The sequence below is a fragment of the Chryseobacterium sp. SC28 genome, from assembly GCF_003932955.1.
GTDB lineage: Bacteria > Bacteroidota > Bacteroidia > Flavobacteriales > Weeksellaceae > Epilithonimonas.
On record NZ_QOVY01000003.1, the window covers coordinates 128902 to 153319 of the forward strand.

Genomic DNA, 24418 nt, shown 5'->3' on the forward strand with positions numbered 1-24418 from the left:
ATTCTGAATTTAAAAATACAAAAAAAACATCAAGACCGTTTGTTGATTCTTGATGTTTTACAGAGGCTATCCTCTATTTTTGTACCGCCCTTTGAACTCTTTTTTGTTTTCACTTCTTTGTTTTTTAAACTTTGCATATTGCTCGTCTGTAAGAATTTTTTTCAAAGAGTCTGTTCTGGCTTCGTCGGCTTTTTTCAATGTTTTAAGTTTCGCCATCTTACTCGCATCGGTGCTTTTCAGGGAATCAACGGTGGTGAAAAATGCCACATTTATTGCTTCGACTTTTGGATATTGCTCATCGGTGAGAGAGAGCTCTGTTTTCTGTTTTTCTGTAAATTGTTTTGCTTCTTGTTGCGGATCAAGTGTTTGAGCTTTTAGATTCAGAGTGCTTGCGATCGTGAGCAAAGAAACAATGGTTAATGTAAGGTGTTTCATTTTGTATATTTTTTTTATCTAACTTTTCTAATTGTTCTACCATTTGATGACATAACTATTTCCGTTTATTACCAAAGTGGCACTGTTGTTCCCGGTAAATGTTATCGTGGCATTATAAGATTTAGTAACGCCGTCTGCGCTTAGTTCAATTACCAATGTTGCCGTTCCGCCTTCGATTTTGTGCAGAGATTTGTTGACTTTCAAATTAGAAATGTTGTAGAGGACATTGCTGTTAAATGTTCTCTGATTTCGAACTTTGGAGATTTGCGTACCGCTACGTTTATACGTTCCATTGAGATCTGCAGTGGCACTGGAAGCGTCCAAACCTGTCAACGTAAAAGCACCTTCGGCGCCATCGTTGCTAGACATTCTCACGGCATCATAGGTTCCACTCATGCTGTGACTATATGCGAAGGATTGTGGCAAGCCAGAAGAATTACAGTTGAGTTGATAACTTTTCTGAACGGAGTACGCATACGAGTATGTGGCTTGCGAATTGGATGCTGAAAAAGAACTATTGTAGGGTTGCCCACAAACTAAAGCAGATTTGCCGGCATATACCTCGTTGGTTGCTGCAGTTTGGGAAGCATCCGCCACACTTTCTGTCAGTCCATAAGTTTGAGAAACCAAAGTTCCTTCCACGACGTCTACCGCATCCGCTTCTACGACGACTTCTTCAGGACTATCATTATCATCATCGTCCGAACAAGCAGTTGCAGATAGTGTTGCAGCACATAAAAAAATTCCCAGAGCTAATCTTGAATAGCTTGAAAATAGAGATCCTAAATTTTCGATTGTTTTTTTCATAATATCTTCTTTTTTTGGTTGTTATTGATGATTCAAAAGTAATTCCACTCGGAAAGAAAAACATTTATAAATTGGGTAAACTGAACAAATCGAGAGCTGAAATGGCAACCCTTGCTTTTAAAATGTATTTGCAATGGCTTTAATTTAAATGTTTAAGTTTAAAATTGAAAACTATAGCCAACGGTCCATTTGAAACCAGAAAATACAATTTCCGAAACCGGCTTGCTTTTTTCTGACAGGTTGAAGGTGAATATCTTCCAGTTATTGGTATCAGCATCCTCATAAAGTCTCATCCTTTGCCTGAGAGCGTAGCCCACTCCGATATTTAAATGGTGGTGTTTTTTGAGAAATATATCAAGACCAGTCATCGCATGCCATCCTGAATATTCAATTATAGAGTTTTGAAACTGATTTTCCGATAGTCGATAACTTTCTACTTTTCCTGAAAGTTCATTGATCCATTTTAAATTTTTACTGATATGATAGGTGAGCTTCGGCTTAATTGGTAATAGGCCGGATAATTCCCATTTTTCATTTATTTTATAATTTATAGAAACGAAGGGATTAATCTGGTGTCCCGAAAATTGTCTTGCATAAGCCAAGCCAACACCCGTAGAAAATTTTTCACCGAGTTCTACACGGTATTGCCCTCCCATGCTATAGCGGAAATCCTTCCAGCTTAGGTCTTCATAATCTGAAAAAATGCCGGCCATTGCTAGAACTTGCAGCTTACTATTATCAGATAATTTTTTTTCCCAGAATATATTAGCATCCAGTCCTGACAATGTTTGATTAAAATTGGAATCTACATTGCTGGTAGTGGAATGATGAAAAGTTAATCTACCACCTACTAAGTCTTTCTCTTTCTTGAGAATAGGAAAATTAATAAATGCATCTACTTCACTGCTTTTTCCATTTATCTCATGATCTTTAAGTGTATTGTGACTGTAATTTACACCTGCAAAATCCAGCATCTGCTTTTGGGCAGGAAATGAAATTGCAGATACAATGCAGACAAATGATAATAATTTATATTTCATATTACAGATTAAGAAATGACTTTCCCGTCGGAAAACTCAATAATTCGGTCGCAATTGGCGGCAAAATCATCATCGTGGGTGACTGCTACAATGGTTTGGCCGCGTTCCTTTGCCAATTGTCGGAAGATATCAAAAACTATATCTGTGTTTTTGGAATCTAAGTTTCCGGTAGGTTCATCGCCCATAATAATTGCCGGATCATTGATGAGGGCTCTGGCAATGGCAACCCTTTGCTGCTGCCCGCCGGATATTTTGGAGGCGGGTTTGTCTTCTTGACCTTGGATATCGAGCATTCTCAAAAGTTCCATCGCTTTTTCGCGAATCTCTTCTTTGCTTTTTTTATTGAGTTTCAGGGCAGGCAACATCACATTGTCCAAAACCGTAAATTCCGGAAGCAAATAATGAAACTGGAATACAAAACCAATGTGTTCGTTCCGAAAATCTGCCAATTGATTTTGGGACAGGCCGGTAACTTTTTGTTCATTGATGAAAATTTCTCCTTCATAATCGGTATCCATCGTAGAAAGTAGATATAAAAGTGTAGATTTTCCCGATCCCGATTTCCCAACGATCGCCACAAATTCTCCTTGTTCTATATCAAAACTGATATCTTTCAAAACATGAAATTTCTGAGGTTCGTAGAAAAATTTATTAATATTTTTGATGGATAGTGCTTTCATTTTTTAGTTTTTCTGATGTACTGTTCTGCCGGCTAACGGTGCCTGCGTCACAAAAATTCAGCTCGACGATTGCCAACATTGCGAGAATTACTATAAATAAATAAAAAGATAACCGTTCGGAAGTCTGGGCTTCGTGATTCATAGTGTGGTATTTTGTGATTTTATTTTAACCTCTCAAAATAGAAACAGGATCTACCTTAGAAGCCTTTCTGGCCGGGAGATAACCGGCAATAACGGTAATAAAGAGTCCAAAAATAAAAGCGAGAATATAATCTGAAGGTCTGAAGTTGATGGGCAAGGTATCGTAAGAAGCAATTTTGAACGGAATATTATCGACGATGCGCGATATGATATTTCCCAGAACCACTCCGGTCAATCCGCCGACCAATCCAATGATGATGGATTGCGTCAAAAAGATCTCCACGATGTCCTTCCCATTGAAACCCATTGCTTTCAGGATGGCAATTTCTCTTATCTTTTCGTTGACAGTCATATTCATAATATTGTAGATTCCAAAACCTGCCACTATCAAGATGGTAAGCGAAACTGCCATTGCGAGGATATCCCTAATGACGTTTGCCGAATCTAATTGGCTGTTTCCCTCTTGCCAAGGTTCTGTTTTGTAGGATGTGATGTCTTTCATTTCTGCTGCAACTTCCTTAGCTTTTGAATAGTCTTTGATATTGACCATAATGTCTGTGGCAAAACTTTTATTTTTGGACAATAGCTGCCTCGCCGTCTGGATAGATACCATTGCTTTGGAGCCGTCTGTGCCTGCCGATCCTGTCTCGAAAATCCCGATGATTTTATAAATCTTCGTTACATTGTCCGATGTTAAGATGGATACGTTGTCTCCTAAGGAAACTCCCAGATTCTTTGCCAGCTTACTTCCAAGAACAATCCCATCCGAGCGCTTCTCCAAATCAAATAAGCTTCCGTAAATCATATACTGCGAAGTTTTGAACAACTGGTTTTCATTAGTAACTTCTATCCCCGATAGAAGCGCGCTGTATTTTGTGACTCCGTTTCGTATAATAACATTTTGATTTACCTGCTGCGCAATGCCCACCACCTCATCGGACTTCGAGACGGCGTTGATGATGGGAGCTGCGTTTTTTATTCCTTCTGTATACTTGATGTTTCTGTTATTGCTTACCATTACAACGGTGTTCTCGTCTTTGGGATTTTCAATAAAAACCGGCACGTCCGATGATAAATCATTATAGATTTTGATATGAGCCATCGAGGTAAAAGTGATATCCGACTGCGCATCATTGACGCCCGACATAAAACTATTCAAAAAAATATACATCGAAATTCCAAATGTGACGCTCAGAACCGCCACTATTAGTTGTTTGACTCTTGATGTGAGATGGACCCACGATATTTTCCGATTGACACTCATAGATTAATCTTCTTTTTTCCTAACGATGACATCTTTCTCGCTTATTCCTGCCAGGATCTCGGTCCATTCATTGTTTTGGGAACCTATCGTTACTGCTTTTTGCGTACCGTCTTCCAAGGTTACATACTGTCCTTTGCTGATGTAGGACGTTGGTATGGTCAAAACATTTTTGCGGTATCCTGTTTCAATATTTACCTGCAGTTGCGTTCCGGAAAAAATCGTTGGCGGTAAGGAGTCAAACTTTGCTTCTGCTTCATAGGATTGTTCTTCCTCATTAAAGCCGGGTAGAATTTTGGATATCTTCGCCGAAAAAATTTGGTGCGGATAAGTATTGAGATGCACTGCCACCTTCTGTCCCGTTGCAACTTTGGAAATATCATCTTCGGAAATATATAATTTGATAACAAAACTGCCACTTCCTATTTTTGCAATAGGGTCTCCTACTTTTACCAATTCTCCTTTTTTCTTGTGTACCTCGATCACTTTTCCTGCATTAGAAGTTATAATTTTAAAATCTCCCAAGGTTGCTTGTTGGGCATCCACCTGTATGCTGCTGCGGAGTGCAGCCAGCGACAGATCGTCTTTAGTTTGATCATACTTCTGCTCCAGCAGCTTTACATTTTCCAACGTGTTTTTATACTGCAGTTCGGCTTTGTCTAAATCCAATTGCGAAACCGAGTTCTTTTGTTTTAATTCTCTATATCGTTCATAGTTGGTTTTATCCAGAAGCAGTTGCTGCCTTGCTTGGGAGATTTGTGCCTCCACTTGTGCCAGCTCGGGAGCAGTATTAGCCGTGCTTTCCACCGCATCATTATGTACTACCTCTGCATCACGCAATTGTAAAGATTGGACATCGCTTTTTATTTTGGCTACGAGCGCGTTGGCGTGGACATATTGTCCTTCGGAAATCCACAAATCTGTAAGTATCCCGCCGGTAGTCGAGGAAATGATGTATTCATCTTCCTGTTCTACAAAACCGTTGCCGAATACGGCATCTTTTATATCCTTTCTCACGGGCGAGGTTTTCTCTTTGTTGCTGCAAGACATTACAAAAACTCCCAAAGAGGCGATGATGCTGTATTTTAAAATTGAATTCATTTTATTGGAAAATATTTTGCTGATAGTCCATTTGTCTTATATATATTTTGTACTGAGAGATAGAAAAATCCGACAAACTTTTAAGGTAATTGTATTGTGCCGTCAATAGATCGCCATATTTCGTCAATCTCTCATCTAGGCTGATGATGCCGCTTTTGTATTTATTTTCAGAATGGATGTCGTTTTTTTTCTGTAATTCGAATATAGTTTTGTTTTTTTGCAAATTTTGATAGGCTTCTTCGTATTGCAATACCAGCGTTTCATCTTCGTTTTTTTTGGTCAATTTGAGATTTTCCAGTTCCAATTGCTGCAGTTCCAGCTGTGCCTTTGCTTCATTTACTTTTTCTTTTGTGGCAAAACCGTTGAAAATCGGTATGCTCATTTTTAGTCCAAAAATCTGCGACGATAGTTCGTTGGCCGTATCGAAATTCATAAAATCATCTGTTGCCCACAAGTAGCCATATTGATATATTATGCTTAAACTGGGAAAATACAAAGCCTTGTTTTGCTTTACCAAGGATTGATTGATTTTAATCTGACTTTCTTGTACCAATATTTCAGGATTGGCAGTTGTAATCTGAGTTCCCATTGCTTTGGGCTGTTCAATGTCGTCTTGGATTACGATTTGTTCCTCTGTATTCAGTTGGCTCTGAAGCTGAATAGTCAATTGCTGGAGGTTGTTGAGCGCAGTTTCCTTATTTTTTTGATTCTGAAGATGTTGTATGGCAGCCAGATTGACTTCTGCCTCGCTGATGATGCCTTTTTTGAATTTATCTTTCGCACTTTCCAAAAGAGATTCTGTGACGATTACGTTTTCGGAGTATAGGTCTAATGATTTATAAGTAATCAAAATAGAATAGTAAGTGGAGGCCAATTGGTTGTAAAGGTTGTACCTCGCATATTCTGTTGAGGCTTTGGAGGATTCCAACTGTAGATTTGCGGTCTGCGCAGTAAATTTTTTCTGAAAGTTCAGAATATCCCATTGCGCTTGTATTCCAACATTGTAAACATATTGTCTTCCGAAAACGAGCTCCTCAAAAGTTCCTTCGGGTGCATTGGGATTAAACAGTTTCGCGGGAACCAAGGTAGGTTGCAACGTAATGTTGTCATTATAGCCCGCTACGCCGTTTAGCGAAGGATACAGATATGATTGCGCTTGCTTAGATCTCGAAATATCCACTTTCTGTTGCAAAATAGAGGACTTGATAGCGTACGAATGCTTATCTGCAAAGACCAGCACATCCTGCAAAGATTTAAACTGAACTTGCGAAAGTGCTTTGGAACACAATGCAACAGAAAGAACCATCATCAAATTTTTCATTCCTTCAAATCTGGATAGTTATAGCTTTTTCCAAGTCTGAGTTTTGGATATTAATCCATAGCTTGCTGTCAGCTTTAGATGATTGTCAGAAGAAATAGAAGCAGAACATTTCAATGTTTTGTCTTTTTGGAAGATGTGCAGCGTTCCGCCATAATATTCATTGCCTTTATTTTTCAATCCGGTAATCTGCTTTTTGCCAATAAGGCTTGGATCCTCCGCACTGCGGATCAATGCCTCGTACGTATTTCCGTTTTTGACGAACTCAATGACACGGGTACGTTCCTCGTTCGTCCATTTGCCTAAGATCTTGTCGTTGGTCTGCGCATACGTATGAACAGAAAAATGCATTAAAAAGCCTATTGTAAATAAAATTAGTTTTTGCATTGCTCTTATTTTTTAAAAAACAAAGTTGTGACGAAAATATAATATTAGGAGGAATTTCCACTTTAAATGGATCAATAGAAAGGTGAGCTGAACAAAATCGAATCCGAATTGCCCGTAGTGAAGTCCGGTTTAAGTATTGAAATTTTCCTGCAAAGCCATCGTATACAAACATTTTAGGCAGCTGCAAACAATTTGAATTGGTCTTTCGCTACCATTTTTTATACTTAAAATTTCAAAACACCGTTTCATCAGAATAAATTGTAGTTTTCCGATGTGCAGACTGTACCCGATGAAGCGTTTTTGTTGTGCTTTTTTGTTGTTTTTATTCAATTCCTGGGCTATGGCGCAGCAAGACAGCATTCGTCTGAATGTCAAATTGAATGATGACCACCAATCGATCTCTGTGGAGCAGACTTTGGACTATCACAATCCGCATCAGAAAGCCATCCATCAAATCAAACTTCTGAACTGGGTTGCAGCCTACCGGAAAAGAAAAACGCCACTGCTGAAAAGGAAAATAGAAGACCGGAAAAGCGATCTTTACTTTGCAAAAGCTGATGAATTGGGAGAATTAGAAAGCCTGCAGTATTCCTACAACAACAGTTTTTCCGAAATTCTAAACACCGCTCAGGAGAATATTTTCATCCCGCTTACCGAGCCACTGCAGCCCGGCCGAAAAATTCGCATCCATCTCAAATATCAAATCAAACTGCCCGACGCACGTTTCACAGGCTACGGGATCGACGCCAATCACCTGCTTTTGAAATATTTTTTCCTGATCCCGGAAACCTACGAAGACGAAGCGCAAACCAATTCTTACTTTCGCGATACAGAGGAAACCGCCAACGCAGGATCCTTCTGGAAAGTGACTTTCGACGTTCCCGAAATGTGGAAAATCTATTCTAATCTGTCTCAAAATAATGAGCTGGAGTTTGAAGGCGAATCTCTCAATGATCCCGAATTTCTGATTTCGAGAATCACCTATCCAGAGTTTGCCTTAAAAATTGATGATCAAAGTATAAAAGTCCAGTTGGGCTATCAAATTACTGAATATCAAAAGCAAATATTAGCAGCGGTGCTAACCAATCAGTTAAAATTCATCAAAGCGCGAACAGGAAAACTGCCCAATAAGCTTTTCATATCCGAAAAATTCTTGAAGAAAGAAGCGTTTATCGGCATCGATGATCTCAAATTCTGGAAGTTCAAATTTCAACTGTTTACGGACTACGAAAAGACAGATCTGGATTATTTCAGCGTCATTTCCAAAAAAGTGGTGGACGAATTTTTTATCACCAATAAAACCCAAGACCACTGGCTGAAAAACGGTTTGAAATCTTACCTCGAAATTCAATATCTCAAAAAAAACTATCCTGAACACAGATTGCTGGGAAATCTCCCCGACAATGCGGAATTCTTCGGCCTCAAGCCTTTAAAAATCTTTCACGCCTCCAAGCTGAAGCTGTCGGAACGCTATGGTTTGGCGTATCATTATATTTATACTCAAAATCTCGATCAGAAGATAACGACGCCGTTTCATCAATTGAGCAACTTCAACACCACGGTCATCAGCCACTTCGAAACAGGAAGCCTTCTCGATTACCTCTCGGAATACCAAGGAACACCTTCTTTTGAACTTTTTTTGAAACGATATTTTTCCGAAAATTACAGACAGAAAATCTCGGGAGCGAATTTCCTAAAAAGTCTGGAAATCTTCACGCAAGGCAAGTCGGCGTTTTTGCAGCAGATGATGGCAGAGAAACACAGAATCAATTTTGATCTCAAAAATTACCAATTACAAAACGACCATTATCTCCTTCATATTCAAAAAAATACTTCGAAAATCATTCCTTTAAAAATAGAAACAGAAGAGAAATCGGGAGACAAAAGCACTTTCTGGAAAGACGGAAACAGCCAAAGAAAAGACACCGTTTTGTTGCCAACAGCGCTCGTTGAAAAAATTGTTCTGAACGACAGTTACATCTTTCCGGAGACCAATTTTAGAGACAATTACCTATACACGAAAGGTATTTTTTCGAATATGAAGAAGCTTCGTTTCAAGCTGATCAAGGATATTCAAAATCCGGAATACAACGAGATTTTCGTGGCGCCAAGGATTAATTTCAACGCTTATGACCAGATTCTCTTTGGCGTCAACTTCAAGAATCAGGGGATTTTCGATCAGAAATTTGATTATTCGGCAACGCCGTATTACAGTTCGGGAACGGGAAAACTCACAGGCTCTGCCGCCGTGGGCTACTCTATTATGCCGCCCGACAGTTTCTTCCGAAGGTGGAGTTTCGGCGCATCGGGCTCCTATTTTCATTACGATAATGATTTGGCCTACAAGCGTTTGGGTGCTTTTACTTCGTTGAGTTTTAATAAAAATCCCCGCAGTGCCGTCGGCAGAAGTCTTTATTTTTCTTACAATTATTACGAGCGCGAACTCACGCCATCGATGCTTGCCGCTAATCTGTACGCCAAATATAACCTGTGGAGTTTGGGCTATTCTTATGCCGACAACCGCCTGATTCACGAGCAATACATCAGCACCAACGTGCAGTGGATGGAAGATTTCCAGAAGATCTCTACAGAAGCCTATTTCCGCTGGGAGTTTGCAAAGAACAAAAAAATCAGTTTCCGATGGTTCGCCGGTTATTTTGTGAAGAATGAGACGAAAAATAGTCTTTTCAATTACGGAATCTCGCGGGTTTCCAACTACTCGTTTTCTTATGGATTGTTGGGCCAAAGTGCCACATCCGGGATTCTCGCGCAGCAATTTGTCTTGGCAGAAGGCGGTTTCAAATCGTTTTTTAACACGTCGGTCAATCATTTTATCACGAGTCTTAATGTGGATTCTCATCTGTGGCGCTGGTTCAATCTTTATGCTGATGCCGGCATTTATAAAAACAGGCGCAGAGCAGAACAATTCATTTGGGATACGGGCATCAAAGTGAAGGTGATTCCGGATTTTCTCGAAATTTATTTTCCTGTAGCTTCCAGGCTGGGTTTCGAGCCGTCGTTCAAGGATTATGGTTACAGAATTCGATACACTTTGGTTCTGAATCTTGGGGCGCTCGTAAATAATTTAAGACGCGGTGTTTTTTAGAAATTAGTTCAATTTCCAAATAGAAAAAGGCTCCCCGAATTGAGAAGCCTTTCTAAGTTTTAAGAAAAAACTTTAGATTAGTTTTTGATTACTTTTCTGCTGATTTTGTTGGCGCCGCTGTCAACCGTTACGATGTAAGCACCTTTAAGCAGAGACTGGGTATTGACAGAACCTCCGTTTTCCACCCTGTTGGAAGAGATTAATTTACCATCAAGCGAATAGATATTCACAGTAGATTTTACCGGAAGTTTGAAGGTAATTTGGTCTTTCACAATGGTGTTGAACTGAACGGCTTTCTCGAAACTTGCCACATCAGAAACAGCTAAACTTGCTTTGTTTTCTGGAGTCGGTGCTAGTTTAGCAAAATCAGTTGCATTATTATTAGTATCACCTGCAGTTCTTGTAGCCGAACTACCAGCATCTAGTGCGGGAGCAGCACCTCCACCTTCGTATTGATTAGCAGTTCCGTAACCAACAAAATCAATCACATTTGATGCTGTTGCAGAAGCAACCTGAGTAGAATTAGTTGCTAAAACAATTTTTCCATTGGAAGCTGACATATTAAACCCGCCTTGGTAAACCGTTCCTGTAGTTGTGCTTGCATTAGACGTCGCTTGGAAATCTGCAGTTGGTAAAGCAGCTCCAGCTGAATTAGGAGAACTAGGAACCATCTCAACCAAGAATTTTTGACCTGGATCAAGTGTAACCGTAGGCAAAGAAATAAAAGAGTTGAAAGTACCTGTAGCAGAAGCATATTGTAAAGTAGCTCCTGTAAGGGTTGCAGATGAACTGCCTAAGTTCTTTAATTCTACAAAATCATTGATATATACAGCTGTAGCACCACCGCCACCTCCATACACTTCGCTGATTACGATTTGTGCATTTGCAATCGAAGCAACAGACACAATACTTAAAATTGTAAAGATTTTTTTCATTGTATTAAAATTTAAAATTGATTGTTACAAAAATAAGGAAAAAAAAATGCCTTAGCTTTCTAAAAGCATTTTTTTAACCGTTGTTATTATTTTTTGATGATTTTTTGAGAAACTGCCTGTCCTTTTACAAGTCCGGTTACGATGTAGTTCCCTTTTGGCAAAGCAGAAACATCCAATCTTGAATTTTCCGACACCTCTGCTGTTTTCACCATTTGTCCGGCGGCGTTGTAAATGGATACATTTGCTGCTGCTCCGAAGATGATTTCATTGCCGACAATTGTATTTTTCACCAAGTTGGCTTTTGTTTTTGAAGGATCTAGAACTGATAAGGTTCCAGTATATGTTCTAGCAATTAAATCGTCTATTGAAACAGCTCCTGTGCCACTTGTAGCATTGCCGGCTTGTCTGATTGCTATCGAGGCTAAATTTGTAGCAACTGCACTTGTGCCGGTAGAATTAATTAATAATGGTTGGCCATCAATTTTTAAAGTTGCAATATTTGCTGCATTATAGGTAACCAAAATATTTGCCGGTGTTCCATAAGCTATCTCTGTTCCATAAGTTGGAGTAGCTGTTCCGCCACTGTTATTTAAAATTCCTAAAGTATAACCTGTTGCTGATCCTTTGATATATAATCTTCCGTAGAAAGTAGTTACAGTAGTTCCTGCTGTACCACCAAACATTAAGAAATAATCACCCGAGGTTGACAATCCGGTAGCCGTTGACACATTTATTGTGGCAGAATACTCGGCTTTATTAGTTAAAGGATAAGATGTAGAAAATGCCTTGTTGACATCTTCACTATTTCCGGCAACTAATACAGCTTGAGAACCGTTAGACTGTAACTGACCAGCCGTGCCGCTATGTGTCGTCCATCCGTTTGCATTTAATGCACCTGTAAATGTGAAAGTTTCGTTTACGACAGTGGTCTGTGCATTCACCGTTGCCGTCAAAGCAACTGCTGCGATTAAAGAATAGAATTTTTTCATACTAAAAATTTAAAAATTTGTTGTTGTTGATTTGTTATGTTAATCTGTCGCAAATATAAAATTTAATCCTGAATTACAATTTTAGAACTGCCTTTCCCGTTTTAAATTATTGTTAATTCGTTCCAAAGCCGATTATAAGTACATTTGCTATCATATCAAAAGGGTGACCAACGTAACCAAAATTTTTCTGCCGATACTGTTTTTTTTTGCATTAAATCCCGCTAATGCACAGATTTTCAGCTGGAAAAACCCAAACATCCCCCAAGATTCCCTCAAAACAGACAGCATCCTCGCTTCCAAAATCGACCGCGAATTTTTCACCAAAGACACGCTCGACTTCATCAAAAAGCAAAATAAAATCATTTACAACGAAGAAGTGCTCGTGAAAAACGACAAAAAAAGAATCCTCGGCGAGCTCAATTCCAAAGGCTCCATCATCCGCGGCATTACCTTTGGCAACAATCAAGGTTCCTCGGTTCAAAGCTCGATGGATATGCAGATCTCGGGCAAACTGAGCCCGGATGTTTCGATCCTCGCTTCCATTTCGGATCACAATCTTCCGGTGCAGGCCGATGGCTATACGCAAACTCTTCAGGAGTTCGACAAAATCTATCTTCAGCTGAATATTAAACAAAATACCATCATCAGAGCCGGCCATTTGGATTTGAATGACGATACCACGTATTTCGGGCGTTACCAAAGAAGAAGTATGGGACTGCAATTTCTCACCAATTGGGAAAAAAACGGCAACAAAACATCACTGGATGTTTCGGGCGGCGTTGCCAGAAGTGAGTTTTTCCGGATGCGTTTTCAGGGGATCGAAGGAAACCAAGGACCCTACCGGCTGACGGGCAAGAACGGCGAACTTTTCATCACCATCATCTCGGGTTCGGAGCAGGTGTTCATCGATGGCATCTTGATGAAGCGCGGCGAAAATCAGGATTATATCATCAATTACAACACCGGGGAAATCACCTTCACCAGTTTTCGACCGATTTACAAGCAGAATTTCATCAACGTTTCTTATAATTACACCAACCGCAATTACACGCGATTTCTCATCACGGGAAGTATCAAGCAACAGCGGGAAAGGCTGAAAATGGGACTGAGCTGGTTTATGGAAAATGATAACAAAAACGCGCCTCTTTCCCTCAACCTTAGCAAAGAAGATGAACAGCAACTCGCCAATGCCGGCAACGATCCGAGCCTGATGTACTCGCCATCGGGCGTGGAAACAGAATATGATGTCAACAAAATCCTGTACAAAAAAGTTTTCTCGGGCAGCTCTTTTTATTACGAATTTTCGACAGATCAGACGCAGACGCTTTATCAGGTTTCCTTCACCTATTTTGGGACGGGAAAAGGCGATTATCAGTTGCAGCAATCTACCAACAACGGGCGAGTTTTCCAATACGTCGGGGCCGGTTTGGGCGATTATCTCGCGGTGAGGAAATTGCCGGCACCGGAAAAATCGCAGGTTTATAGCGCCAATGCAGAATACGCGCTGAACTACGGCGTCATCGGCACCGATGTATCCTTGAGTAATTATGATCTCAATGCCTTTTCGTCTAAAGATAATGACCAAAACATCGGTTATGCGGCCAGAATCTATGCCAACAAAACCTTCAGATCCAACGGCTGGGCGGGGACGCCAATGGTGGAATATCAAGTCATTCAGAAGAATTTTCATATCCTGGATCGGATCAATAATGTCGATTTCTGGCGGGATTTTAATTTGACAAATGAGTTCAGCCAGATTACACAGAACCGTTTTATTTTTTCTTTTCTAAATGATTTTAACAAAACTTCCAAAATCAATTACAAATTAAATTATCTCGAAGAAAAAGACACTTACAAAGGCATTAAAAACGACATCGATGCCGTCTGGAAAATCGGGAAATTCAACAATCTGGCGGCCGTCTCCTACCTCGACACGAAATCGACCGACCTCAACACAAATTTCTTGCGCGGTGCCGTTTCTACTGAATTGATGGGCAAAAAAGGAAGCTGGATGCTTGGCGGATCTATGGAACAGAATGAGAAAAAATACAATGCTACGCAAAATCTCGACCTTACGAGTTACCGCTGGAAGGAGTTCTTCATTCAGAAAAAAATCGCGGATTCTGCCAGAACCCAATTGCTGACGAAGGTCTATTTCCGCAGCAACGACTCGGTGCAAGACAACCGTCTGCAGAAGGTGAACGACATCTTGGGAATAATGGCAGAAAGTCAGATCATCAAAACTGAAAAAACCCAATTATCTGCTTTGGCGCATTACCGAAAATTCTTTTATGAAAATGAAACGCTGGCCAATGGTCAGAATCAGGATTTTGTGGTGGGAAATATTCTGTACAACCAGCAACTGTTCCGAAACGGTATGCGCCTTCAGTTTTTCTACGAGCTGGGCAATGGGCAGGAAGCGCAACGGGAATTTCAGTACATCAAAGTGACGGATGGGCAAGGCGTTTACAAATGGACCGACTACAACAACGACGGCGTGCAACAATTGGACGAGTTCGAGGCGGCGGAATATGCAGATTTGGCTCAGTACATCAGGGTTTATACGAACAGCGTCAACTATCTGGCATCCAATAAGAATAAGCTGCAGCTCGCCTTATTCGTCAATCCCTCATTGATTATCAGTTCGAAAAATGAATTTCTGAAACGCTGGAACTTCAATCTGTCCTTGCTTTCTCAGAATTCTTATCTCAAAAATGATCAGGTGCTGGTCTGGAATCCGTTCAAAAAAGAAAGCGATCAGCTGCTGCGGACGCAGAATATTTTGGCTTCCGCCATTTTTAATTCCAACGACAAATCGGGCTGGAACGGCAGCTATCGCTACACCGACAATGATAACTTGGTGAATGCGAACTTCAGCAACGAAGCACACAGCCAGAAATCGCACTTCCTGAACGTCGGCTATTCCTTCACCAAAGCTTTCCGAACCGATTGGGAAAATTCTTTTCAAAACGTCACCAACAGTTCGCAGGTTTACCAATCCCGCAACTACGAGTTGCAAAACTGGGAAACCAAGCCGAAAGCCACGTATAAACTGACGCAAACCTTGCAAACAGAGCTTTATGGAGCGCTTCGGCAGAAGAAAAGAACCGATGGTCTGGAGCTTTTGAAAACCTACGAAATCTCTGGAACCTTGCAGTGGGAAAAAGTAAAAACCTCCATCCGCGCCAATTTTTCCTTCATCAATAATGATTTTACAGGAAATAATTACAGCATCGTTGGCAATCAAATGCTGGAAGGCTTGAAGGTGGGGAAAAATCAGGTTTGGTCGCTGTTCATCCAGCAATCGATCAATTCCTTCATCCAACTGAATGTGAATTATGAAGGGCGGAACTCCGGCGACCGCACGATTCATATAGGAAGTATGCAGATCCGGGCAAGTTTTTGAGCAGTAAAAAATCTTTTTCGATGTGCTTCTTGTGATTTGGACACTGCAATACGCAGGAACGAATCCTGATTCTATAAAAATGTTAAAATACTGACTTCTTTCAATGTTTTATTTCTGGAATGACGGCGTGAATTGCAGTAACTTTGTGGCACAATTCAAAAATAAAATAAAATGTTCGATTGGCTGATAAATTTGCTTTCTCCTGCCGAAAATCCCAGTTTGGTGCAGTCTCTTGTGACCATTATGCTGGTCATTGGCGCAGGCATCTTCTTTGGCAGACTCAAGCTCGGGAAGATTACTTTCGGGGTCTCCGCCGTGATGTTTACCGGATTAATTTTGGGGCATTATGGCTACAGAATCAATGCAGATATCCTCGACTTCATCAGAGATTTTGGGCTTATTCTTTTTGTGTACGGAATCGGTCTGCAAGTGGGACCTTCCTTTTTTTCCTCTTTCAAAAAAGAAGGAATCAAATTCAATCTTCTGGCGATTTCGGTGGTATTGATGGGCGGCCTTATTACTTTTATTCTTTCAAAAACGACCACTTTGAGCATCGAAAATCTGGTGGGCATTATGAGCGGATCCGTTACCAATACGCCGGGTCTGGGAGCAGCCAAAAACACCATCGAGGAACTGGCGCAGCGCTTTCCCGGGAAGCATTTTGATGATCCCGCAGTGGGTTATGCCATTGCTTATCCAATGGGTGTTTTTGCGATTATTACCAGCATTATTCTTTCCAAAGTGCTTCTGAAAATCGATACAGAGGTCGAAATGCGGAAATTCCGTCTGATGAAAATCAATACCGAGGAAGCATTGATACATAAAAAAGTAAGAATTACAAATCCCCACTTCTTTGGAAAATCCATTCATCAGACGCTGAAAGAAGTGGGTGGAAATATCGTGGTCTCGCGCCTCAAAAACAGTGGTTCGGAGGCGGTTCATTCTCCTACTTTGGATACGCTGCTTCGGGAAAGAGACGTGCTCATGATCGTTGGAACAGAAAAGGACGTGGATCATTTTATCGAAGAAACGGGCAGGATATCCACCGATCTGTTTATAGAATCGGACTCGGAGCTCTGCGTCAAAAATCTTTTTGTCACCAACCCGTCTGCCGTTCATAAAAAACTGGCGGAACTGGATCTGTACAATACCTACGATATCAAAGTGACCCGCGTTTTCCGTGCGGGGAAAGAGATCGTTCCCAGACCCTCGTTGGAATTATTTTATGGAGACAAACTTCGCATTATCGGTTCCGAAGAAGGCATCGCTGAAGTGGAGAAAATCATCGGAAATCAGGAGAAAAAGTTGGAAGAGCCCGATTTTCTTTCCCTTTTCGGAGGATTGCTGCTGGGCATCATTGTGGGCTCTATTCCGATTGTGATTCCGAGCCTGCCGATTCCCATCAAGCTTGGTTTTGCAGCGGGACCATTGATTGTTGCGCTTTTGATTTCCCGCTATGGTGGCATTTCTTTTATCCATTCTTATATTAATAATGGCGCGGTCTATTTTATGAAAGATTTGGGGATCTGCTTATTTTTTGCAGCCGTAGGAATCCACGCGGGTGAAAATTTTTACGAAAATTTTATCAAATTCAATGGTTGGGTTTTCTTGCTTTATGGATGTGCTATTGCTTATATTCCGTTGATTATCGCCGTCGTGGTCGGGCGGTTTTTTATGAAAATCAATTACCTCCAGTTGGCCGGGATTTTAAGCGGAAGTTATACAGATCCTGCGGCATTATCATTCAGCACAAATTACCTCGATAGCGATATTCCTATTCAGAGTTATGCCCAAGTTTATCCTTTGGTAACGATTTTCAGGATTTTTGTCGCCAGCCTTCTGATTTTGATTTTAAGTTAAGAAATCAACAAAAAAACCTGCCGGAATTTCCAAACTCCGACAGGTTTTATTCAGTATTATAACCTAGAATTATAGCGGTTTGAACGCCAAATTCTGTTCTTTAATCTGTTGCGCTTCCAATTCTTTATAATAACCAGTTTCCAGTTTTTTATAGATCGCGCCGAAGGCGGTCAAAGTCTCGTTGATCTCGGCATCGGTGTGAGAAGCGGTTGGGATCAATCTCAATAAAATCATACCTTTTGGGATTACAGGATAGCACACGACGGATGTGAAAATGCCATAGTTTTCCCGAAGATCTCTGGCCAAAAGCATGGCTTCAACCGGACTTCCCTGGATGAAAATAGGCGTGACGCAGGTATTGGTGTCGCCCAAGTTGTAGCCGATTTTACGGAGACCACCTTGCAGTTTTTCGACATTTTCCCAAAGTTTCGCTTTGATTTCGGGTCTCGATCTCAAAAGTTCTAATCTCTTCAAACCGCCGATTACCATTGGCATAGTCAAAGATTTTGCAAAGATCTGCGATCTCATGTTGAATTTCAGATAACGGATAATTTCTTTATTTCCTGCAAGGAAAGCCCCGAAACCGGCCATCGATTTTGCGAATGTCGAAAAATAAACATCGATTTTGTCCTGAACGCCTTGCTCTTCGCCGGTACCGGCACCGGTGGCGCCCAGCGTTCCAAATCCGTGTGCATCGTCCACCAAAATTCTGAAACCGTATTGTTCTTTAAGCGCAAGGATTTCTTTCAGTTTGCCCTGCTGACCTCGCATTCCGAAAACGCCTTCGGTGATTACCAAGATTCCACCATCGGTTTCTTCCGCTACTTTTTTGGCTCTTTTTAGGTTTTTCTCAAGACTTTCGATGTCATTATGTTTGTAGGTAAACCGTTTTCCGGAGTGCAGTCGCACGCCGTCCACGATACAGGCGTGAGAATCGACGTCATAAACGATCACATCATTTCTCGAGACCAAGGCATCGATGCAGGAAACCATTCCCTGATAACCAAAATTCAATAGATATGCTGATTCTTTCTGGACAAATTCTGCCAATTCTTTTTCCAATTGCAAATGCTGATCGGTCTCGCCCGACATTGCTCTGGCGCCCATCGGATAGAACATTCCGTATTCTGCGGCGGCTTTTGCATCGGCTTCCAGAACTTCCGGATGATTGCAAAGTCCCAAATAATCGTTGGCGCTCCAGAAGATCACGTCTTTCCCTTGGAACTTCATTCGCGGACCGATAGGACCTTCCAAGCGTGGGAAAATGTAATAGCCTTCGGCATAATCTGCAAATTGACCCAGCGGACCCGGATTCTGTTTTATTCTTTCAAAAATGTCCATTTTTTTTAGCTGATATTTTTTAGATTTTACTGAAAAAACCTTTTGTCTGTCCAAAAGGTTTTCTGATATTTTGAATTATTATTTGATAATTTCTGTTTTGAAGATTTCATTGTAATTGTGAAAACAATTGTTGATGAAGCCTTGTTCTGCCATCCATTGGTCGCTGTACACTTTGGTGATGTAGCGGGAGCCGTGATCCGGAAAGATGAGTACCACCAGATCGTCCTCTTTGAACTCGTGGGAATTGGCATATTGAATCAATGCTTGCGTCACTGCGCCGGTGGTGTAGCCACCCATTATGGCTTCTTTGAGGGCGATTTCCCGCGTTCTGTAAGCAGAAAGCTCGTCGTTCACGCGTACATATTCATCGATTTTATCGAACAAAATGGCTCCAGGAATCAAGTTTTTTCCGAGACCTTCTATTTGATAAGGATGGATTTCTGTTTTATTGATTTTCCCTGTTTCGTGGTAAGTTTTGAGAATAGATCCGTCGGCATCCACGCCTATGATTTTGATATCGGGATTTTTTTCTTTCAAATATTTTCCCGTTCCCGAGAGGGTACCGCCAGTTCCTGTGCAAGCGAAAAGGTGGGTGATCTTGCCGTCTGTCTGTTCCCAAAGTTCAGGACCCGTTGTGCGGTAATGCGCGTCTATGTTAAGTTCGTTAAAATACTGGTTGATATAAACCGAGTTCGGCGTTTCTCTGGCGATTTTCTTGGCCACTTCGTAATAAGATCTCGGATCTTCTGCTGCAACCGAGGCAGGACAAACGTATACTGTGGCGCCCAAGGCTTTCAGGTACGCTATTTTTTCGGCTTTCGTCTTATCACTGACGGCCAGGATGCATTTGTAGCCTTTCACGATACAAACCATTGCAATAGAAAATCCGGTGTTGCCGGATGTGGTTTCAACAATGACAGAATCGGGATCGATCAGTCCTCTTTTTTCTGCGTTTTCTATGATGTGAAGGGCGATTCTGTCTTTCGTAGAATGGCCGGGATTATAAGACTCCAACTTAGCGTATACTGTCGCGGGAATGTCCTTGGTAACGTGATTCAATTTGACCAACGGGGTGTTGCCAATCAAACCAAGAATATTATCGTATACATTCATCATATTGTAATCATTTTTTCTCTCAAAAAACTGTCTGCAAAAATAAAAAAAAAATTGTAATGTTTTTTAGTTTTAAAACACTAATATTATACAGGACTGATATATCGCAACTTAATAAGTAGAAAATATCAATTTTACATCCATTTTTTAAAGTTTAAATTTTGTTAAAAACAGCCATAACTAAATCAAAAATACTAATTTCGCCGATATTTCTTTTATAAGATGAAGAACTGGACTTTCAAACAGTGGAACAACGTCTTGGGATGGTTTGTTTTCGCCATTGCACTCGTTACTTATTTATCAACCATAGAGCCAAATTTCAGTTTCTGGGATTGTGGAGAATACATTTCATCTGCGGTCAAACTGGAGGTGACGCACGCGCCGGGCGCCGCATTGTTCCAATTGGTGGGCGCGGTGGTAGCCCTGTTTGCGTTTGGAGATGGGCAGCATTATTCCTTGTTAATCAATGCGATGTCGGCTTTGTGCAGTGCTTTCACGATATTGTTCTTGTTCTGGACGATCACGCATCTCGTAAGACGGCTGCTCGACAAAGAGTTTGAAAATATTACGATTGCCGAGGAGATCGCCATTTTGTTTTCGGGTGCAGTCGGAGCCTTGTGTTTCACATTTTCGGACTCTTTCTGGTTTTCGGCGGTGGAAGGCGAAGTGTATGCCATGGCAACCATGTTTATTGCGCTCATCGTTTGGCTCATTACCAAATGGGAAAACGAATATCTGGAAAAAGACAACGAACGCTGGATCATTCTTTTATTCTTCGTGATAGGGCTTTCCATTGGCGTGCATATGATGTGTATGCTGGCTCTGCCGGCCGTTTGCCTGATTTATTATGCAAGAAATTACAAATTCACCTGGAAAACTTTCCTCATAGCCAATGCGGTAACTTTATTAATATTGATTATGGTGTTTAAGGTCGTTTTCCCGGTGATAATAACTTTGTTCGGAAAGTCGGAAATCTTCTTTGTCAATGGTCTTGGTCTGCCATTCCACTCAGGAACCGTCTTTGCTTTTGTAATATTGGTTTTACTGTCCTATTTATTAATCAATTATACACGAAAAACCGGAAAATCCATCTATCAGACGATTGCTTTATCTCTCGTTTATATGATGATTGGGTTCTCGTGCTGGCTGGTCATCCCAATCCGAGCGAATGCCAACCCGCCGATGAACCTCAACGATCCCGACAATGCTTTGGGGATGTTGGACTATTACAACCGCGAGCAATACGGCGACTGGCCTACGATCTACGGTCAAAATTATACCGCCTATCTGGATGCAAACGGTATTCTAAAAAATGAAGACGGAAGTTACAAAACACAAAAAACCGGCGATACCTATGAGAAAGATCCGAAGACAGGTCGCTATCGCTTGGTGGGAGAGAAGTTCAACTATGTTTTCAACCCGCAGCACGTGAGCCTTTTCCCAAGAATGTTCAGCGAAGACAAGTCGGTGATTCCGAATTATATTTCAATGTACGGCGCGCCGGATTTTACATTTAATTACGATAATGAGCAAGTTGCAGAAAGTCCCGAAGCAAAGCAATTCTTTGACGAGCTCCGCCAGAAATACGAGAATGGCACCATCAAAATGGAGGATTATCTGAAGGCAAAACAGTATGAACTGATTAAGGTTCAGCGCCCGACTTTGGCTCAGAATCTCGATTATTTCATCACATTCCAGAACTATTACTACTTCGTTCGCTATCTGCTTTGGAACTTTTCCGGAAGGCAAAATGATCTGGAAGGTCATATGGAAAATACCAACGGCAACTTCATCACAGGCATCCCGTTCATCGATAATAATCTTTGGGGAGACCAAGCGGAGATGCCGGCCAAATTCCACAACGAAAGTACGGTCAAGTTCTTTATGCTTCCATTAATCCTCGGGCTACTCGGGTTTTTCTTTCAATTGAACAAAGATTTCGGTAGATTTTATGCCATCCTGTCCTTATTCATTCTCACGAGCGTGGGAATCGTATTTTATACCGGAATGAAACCCTTCGAACCACGCGAACGAGATTATGCGATGGTGGGTTCCTTTTACGCATTTGCCATTTGGATCGGGCTGGGAGTCGCTTCCATCTATTGGATGCTTCAGAAAAAAATAAAGAGCCAAGGTGCTCAGGTGTTGGTGGGCGTGGTGTTGTTGGGAATTCCATTGATGATGGGCTTCCAGAACTACAATGTTCACGACAGAAGCGAGCGTTATGCCGCTTATGATTACGCTTATTCCAGTTTAAAATCACTTCCGAAAAACGATATAATGTTCGTATACGGCGATAATGACACCTATCCGGTTTGGGCAATCCAAGAAACGGAGGAATTCCGCCCGGATGTGAAAGTGGTGAATTTTACCCTGCTCTCGACACCTTGGAATATCGATCAGGTGAAGCGAAGAACCTACGATTCGATGCCGGTTCCATCAACTTTCACGCACGAAGATTACCGCGAAGGCTCCAACGATCAGGTGTATATGATGTCGAAAAACGACTGGGCCAATATCTTTGACAATATGAAAGATCAGGGCGTGCCGGATACCGAGATGGCGGGATTCCGAAAATATCTCACGCAGGATTCTATGACTTTGAAGGAAGCCGTTAACTTCCTGAAAATGAAGTCGCCCGAGAAAGACGAAATCATAAAAATGATCTTCGGAGAAGAGCGGTATGAGAAATTCAACTTCCTTCCCGTTTCCAAATTTGTGCTTCCGGTTAACATCGATAATGCCATCAAATCCGGGATTATCACGCCGGAAGAAGCAAAAAATGCCGAGAAACAAATCCTTATTGATTACAAAGGATCCAGCATGTTCAAAAATAATTTGCTGATGATGGACATTCTTGCCAACTTTGATTGGAAACGCCCGATCAACTTCTCAAGTGGCGGCATCTACGACGGCAGCAACCTCTTTTTCCTTTCAAATTACCTGAAATTTGACGGTTTCAGCTACCGTTTGGTTCCCATCAAAACCGAAGAATCCCCGGATGGCGAACTCGGAATGGTCAATGCAGACGAACTTTACAAGGTGGTCAAAAACTACCGTTGGGGCAATTTCAAAAACCTGAAAACCCATTTTGATGAGACTTGTACACAAAATATCGTGAGCTACCGGTCCTCGGCAAGCCGCGCTGCAGAAGCATTAGTTGCAAAAGGCGAGCGGAACAAAGCCATCGAAATTCTGGATCTGGCCAACCGCGAAATTCCGGTTTCCAAATACGACGATCCCCGATCGCTGAGTTCTATCGTTTATGCCTACATCGTGGCCGGACAAGAACAAAAAGGCCTGCAACTGGCGGAAGATCTCAAAAAAGGAATCTTCGAAGAATACGATTATTACACCAGATTGTCGCCAAAATTCCAAGCGTATGCCGCGCGGCAGATGAAAACCAAACCGATGGAATATTCGCTCGTCGTAGGCGCGGTTTCGGATGCTTACAACAAGATCGGTCAGAAAGAAAAAGGTTACCAATATCTTGTCAACTCTCTGAATGTCATAGACAAACGCTTCGACAGCTTTATCAAAGATCTACAGGAAATGGGCAAGGAAAAAGCCTACAACAAAGCCGATGACGTTCAGCACGTTACCTCATTCTATTCCTATCTCTTCGATATTATGAGGGATTACGACACCACTTATGAAGCCGAAAAGATGGATCAAATCACGAAAAAGCTGATGAAAGTCACACAGTAAACCAATCAAGCGTCCCGAAAGTTCGGGGCGTTTTTTTATTTAGCCAGATTTTTAGGAGCTATTTCCCGCTTTCCGCTATATCTTTTTTGTCTTGGTCTTCGCCTGCGCTCAAACCAAGACAAAAAAGGATGCCGCTGCAATCGGGGCTAATGGTTTACAACAAAGATTAAAACCTAATCGATCAATAGAAATTTCCAAGAAAATAAGAATATGTTTCGCTAACAACAAACAACTATTAACCAATTGATAATCAACGATGACCAACTATTGCGCATTCCTCCGCGGCGTCAACGTCAAAGGAACTAATATGAAAATGGCCGATGTCTGCAAAGTCTTTTCAGATGCGGGTATGGAGAACGTGACTTCCGTTTTGGCTTCCGGAAATATTCTGTTTCAATCTGATAAAACGGCTTCGGATTTAAAGAAAATATTAGAAAAAGCATTGTCGGATCATTTCAGTTACGACGCTTTTCTCTTCATTAAAACCGAAAATGAAATCAATCAAATCGTAAAGCGTAATCCTTTTTCAGCAAAAGAAAATTTCCACAACTATGTATTTCTTGGCAACGGAAAAGTAGAACAAACTTTGGTGCAAGAATTTGAACAGTCAAAAAAAGAAGAAGGCGAGCAAGGAAAAATGGTCAATGAAATCTTCTATTGGCAGGTCGCAAAAGGGCAGACTTTGGAAAGTGCTTTTGGGAAAATCCTTGGCAGAAAAAGCCTGAAAGATAAGATGACCAGCCGGAATATTAATACATTTGAAAAGATTATAAAAAAGATTTGAATCTAT

The 24418-nt window shown here is 41.2% G+C and carries 18 protein-coding genes; 5 read left to right on the forward strand and 13 right to left on the reverse strand.

Going from position 1 to position 24418, the window contains the following annotated elements; all coding sequences use genetic code 11:
* Nucleotides 1-66: 66 nt before the first annotated feature.
* From DTW91_RS03255 to DTW91_RS03290, 9 genes are all read right to left on the reverse strand, one after another.
* Nucleotides 67-435, reverse strand: coding sequence for a hypothetical protein (locus tag DTW91_RS03255; RefSeq protein ID WP_125201985.1), 369 nt, complete (start codon nucleotides 433-435; stop codon nucleotides 67-69).
* A 36-nt stretch (nucleotides 436-471) separates the two neighbouring features.
* Nucleotides 472-1242, reverse strand: a complete 771-nt coding sequence (locus DTW91_RS03260) for a hypothetical protein (protein ID WP_125201986.1) — start codon at nucleotides 1240-1242, stop codon at nucleotides 472-474.
* 158 nt (nucleotides 1243-1400) lie between these two features.
* A complete protein-coding gene (locus tag DTW91_RS03265) occupies nucleotides 1401-2282 on the reverse strand; it encodes a DUF6268 family outer membrane beta-barrel protein (RefSeq protein WP_125201987.1) in 882 nt (293 codons plus the stop codon).
* 8 nt (nucleotides 2283-2290) lie between these two features.
* On the reverse strand, nucleotides 2291-2962 hold the full coding sequence (locus DTW91_RS03270) for an ABC transporter ATP-binding protein (RefSeq protein ID WP_125201988.1): 672 nt from the start codon (nucleotides 2960-2962) through the stop codon (nucleotides 2291-2293).
* Nucleotides 2934-3104, reverse strand: coding sequence for a hypothetical protein (locus tag DTW91_RS12655; RefSeq protein ID WP_185144729.1), 171 nt, complete (start codon nucleotides 3102-3104; stop codon nucleotides 2934-2936). The genes DTW91_RS03270 and DTW91_RS12655 overlap by 29 nt, the downstream gene beginning before the upstream one ends.
* A gap of 24 nt (nucleotides 3105-3128) precedes the next feature.
* Nucleotides 3129-4367 (reverse strand): ABC transporter permease, encoded by a 1239-nt coding sequence (locus DTW91_RS03275; RefSeq protein WP_125201989.1) that lies wholly within the window; start codon nucleotides 4365-4367, stop codon nucleotides 3129-3131.
* 3 nt (nucleotides 4368-4370) lie between these two features.
* The gene (locus DTW91_RS03280; RefSeq protein WP_125201990.1) at nucleotides 4371-5465 is read right to left on the reverse strand and encodes an efflux RND transporter periplasmic adaptor subunit; all 1095 of its coding nucleotides are present in this window, start codon (nucleotides 5463-5465) and stop codon (nucleotides 4371-4373) included.
* A 1-nt stretch (nucleotide 5466) separates the two neighbouring features.
* Complete coding sequence (locus DTW91_RS03285; RefSeq protein WP_125201991.1) at nucleotides 5467-6786, reverse strand: TolC family protein; 1320 nt, start codon at nucleotides 6784-6786, stop codon at nucleotides 5467-5469.
* Nucleotides 6787-6804: 18 nt separating this feature from the next.
* On the reverse strand, nucleotides 6805-7170 hold the full coding sequence (locus tag DTW91_RS03290) for a DUF2147 domain-containing protein (protein WP_125201992.1): 366 nt from the start codon (nucleotides 7168-7170) through the stop codon (nucleotides 6805-6807).
* Between the two features lie 340 nt (nucleotides 7171-7510).
* Between DTW91_RS03290 and DTW91_RS03295 the strand changes: the two genes are divergently transcribed.
* Nucleotides 7511-10276, forward strand: a complete 2766-nt coding sequence (locus DTW91_RS03295) for an aminopeptidase (RefSeq protein ID WP_228412631.1) — start codon at nucleotides 7511-7513, stop codon at nucleotides 10274-10276.
* A gap of 77 nt (nucleotides 10277-10353) precedes the next feature.
* On the opposite strand, the gene DTW91_RS03300 is transcribed toward DTW91_RS03295, so the two are convergent.
* The gene (locus tag DTW91_RS03300; protein ID WP_125201994.1) at nucleotides 10354-11211 is read right to left on the reverse strand and encodes a lamin tail domain-containing protein; all 858 of its coding nucleotides are present in this window, start codon (nucleotides 11209-11211) and stop codon (nucleotides 10354-10356) included.
* Between the two features lie 86 nt (nucleotides 11212-11297).
* Nucleotides 11298-12200: a T9SS type A sorting domain-containing protein gene (locus DTW91_RS03305; RefSeq protein WP_125201995.1), complete on the reverse strand. Its 903-nt coding sequence runs from the start codon at nucleotides 12198-12200 to the stop codon at nucleotides 11298-11300.
* A 196-nt stretch (nucleotides 12201-12396) separates the two neighbouring features.
* Here DTW91_RS03305 and DTW91_RS03310 point away from each other — a divergent pair, with 196 nt between their 5' ends.
* Nucleotides 12397-15606, forward strand: coding sequence for a hypothetical protein (locus tag DTW91_RS03310; RefSeq protein WP_125202025.1), 3210 nt, complete (start codon nucleotides 12397-12399; stop codon nucleotides 15604-15606).
* A 171-nt stretch (nucleotides 15607-15777) separates the two neighbouring features.
* Nucleotides 15778-17466, forward strand: a complete 1689-nt coding sequence (locus DTW91_RS03315; RefSeq protein WP_125201996.1) for a putative transporter — start codon at nucleotides 15778-15780, stop codon at nucleotides 17464-17466.
* Nucleotides 17467-17535: 69 nt separating this feature from the next.
* On the opposite strand, the gene DTW91_RS03320 is transcribed toward DTW91_RS03315, so the two are convergent.
* A complete protein-coding gene (locus DTW91_RS03320; RefSeq protein WP_125201997.1) occupies nucleotides 17536-18807 on the reverse strand; it encodes an aminotransferase class I/II-fold pyridoxal phosphate-dependent enzyme in 1272 nt (423 codons plus the stop codon).
* A gap of 78 nt (nucleotides 18808-18885) precedes the next feature.
* Nucleotides 18886-19923: a PLP-dependent cysteine synthase family protein gene (locus tag DTW91_RS03325; RefSeq protein WP_125201998.1), complete on the reverse strand. Its 1038-nt coding sequence runs from the start codon at nucleotides 19921-19923 to the stop codon at nucleotides 18886-18888.
* Nucleotides 19924-20142: 219 nt separating this feature from the next.
* Between DTW91_RS03325 and DTW91_RS03330 the strand changes: the two genes are divergently transcribed.
* A complete protein-coding gene (locus DTW91_RS03330) occupies nucleotides 20143-23628 on the forward strand; it encodes a DUF2723 domain-containing protein (protein ID WP_125201999.1) in 3486 nt (1161 codons plus the stop codon).
* Nucleotides 23629-23884: 256 nt separating this feature from the next.
* Entirely contained in the window at nucleotides 23885-24412 is a 528-nt protein-coding gene (locus DTW91_RS03335; protein ID WP_125202000.1) for a DUF1697 domain-containing protein, read from the forward strand.
* Nucleotides 24413-24418: the final 6 nt, after the last annotated feature.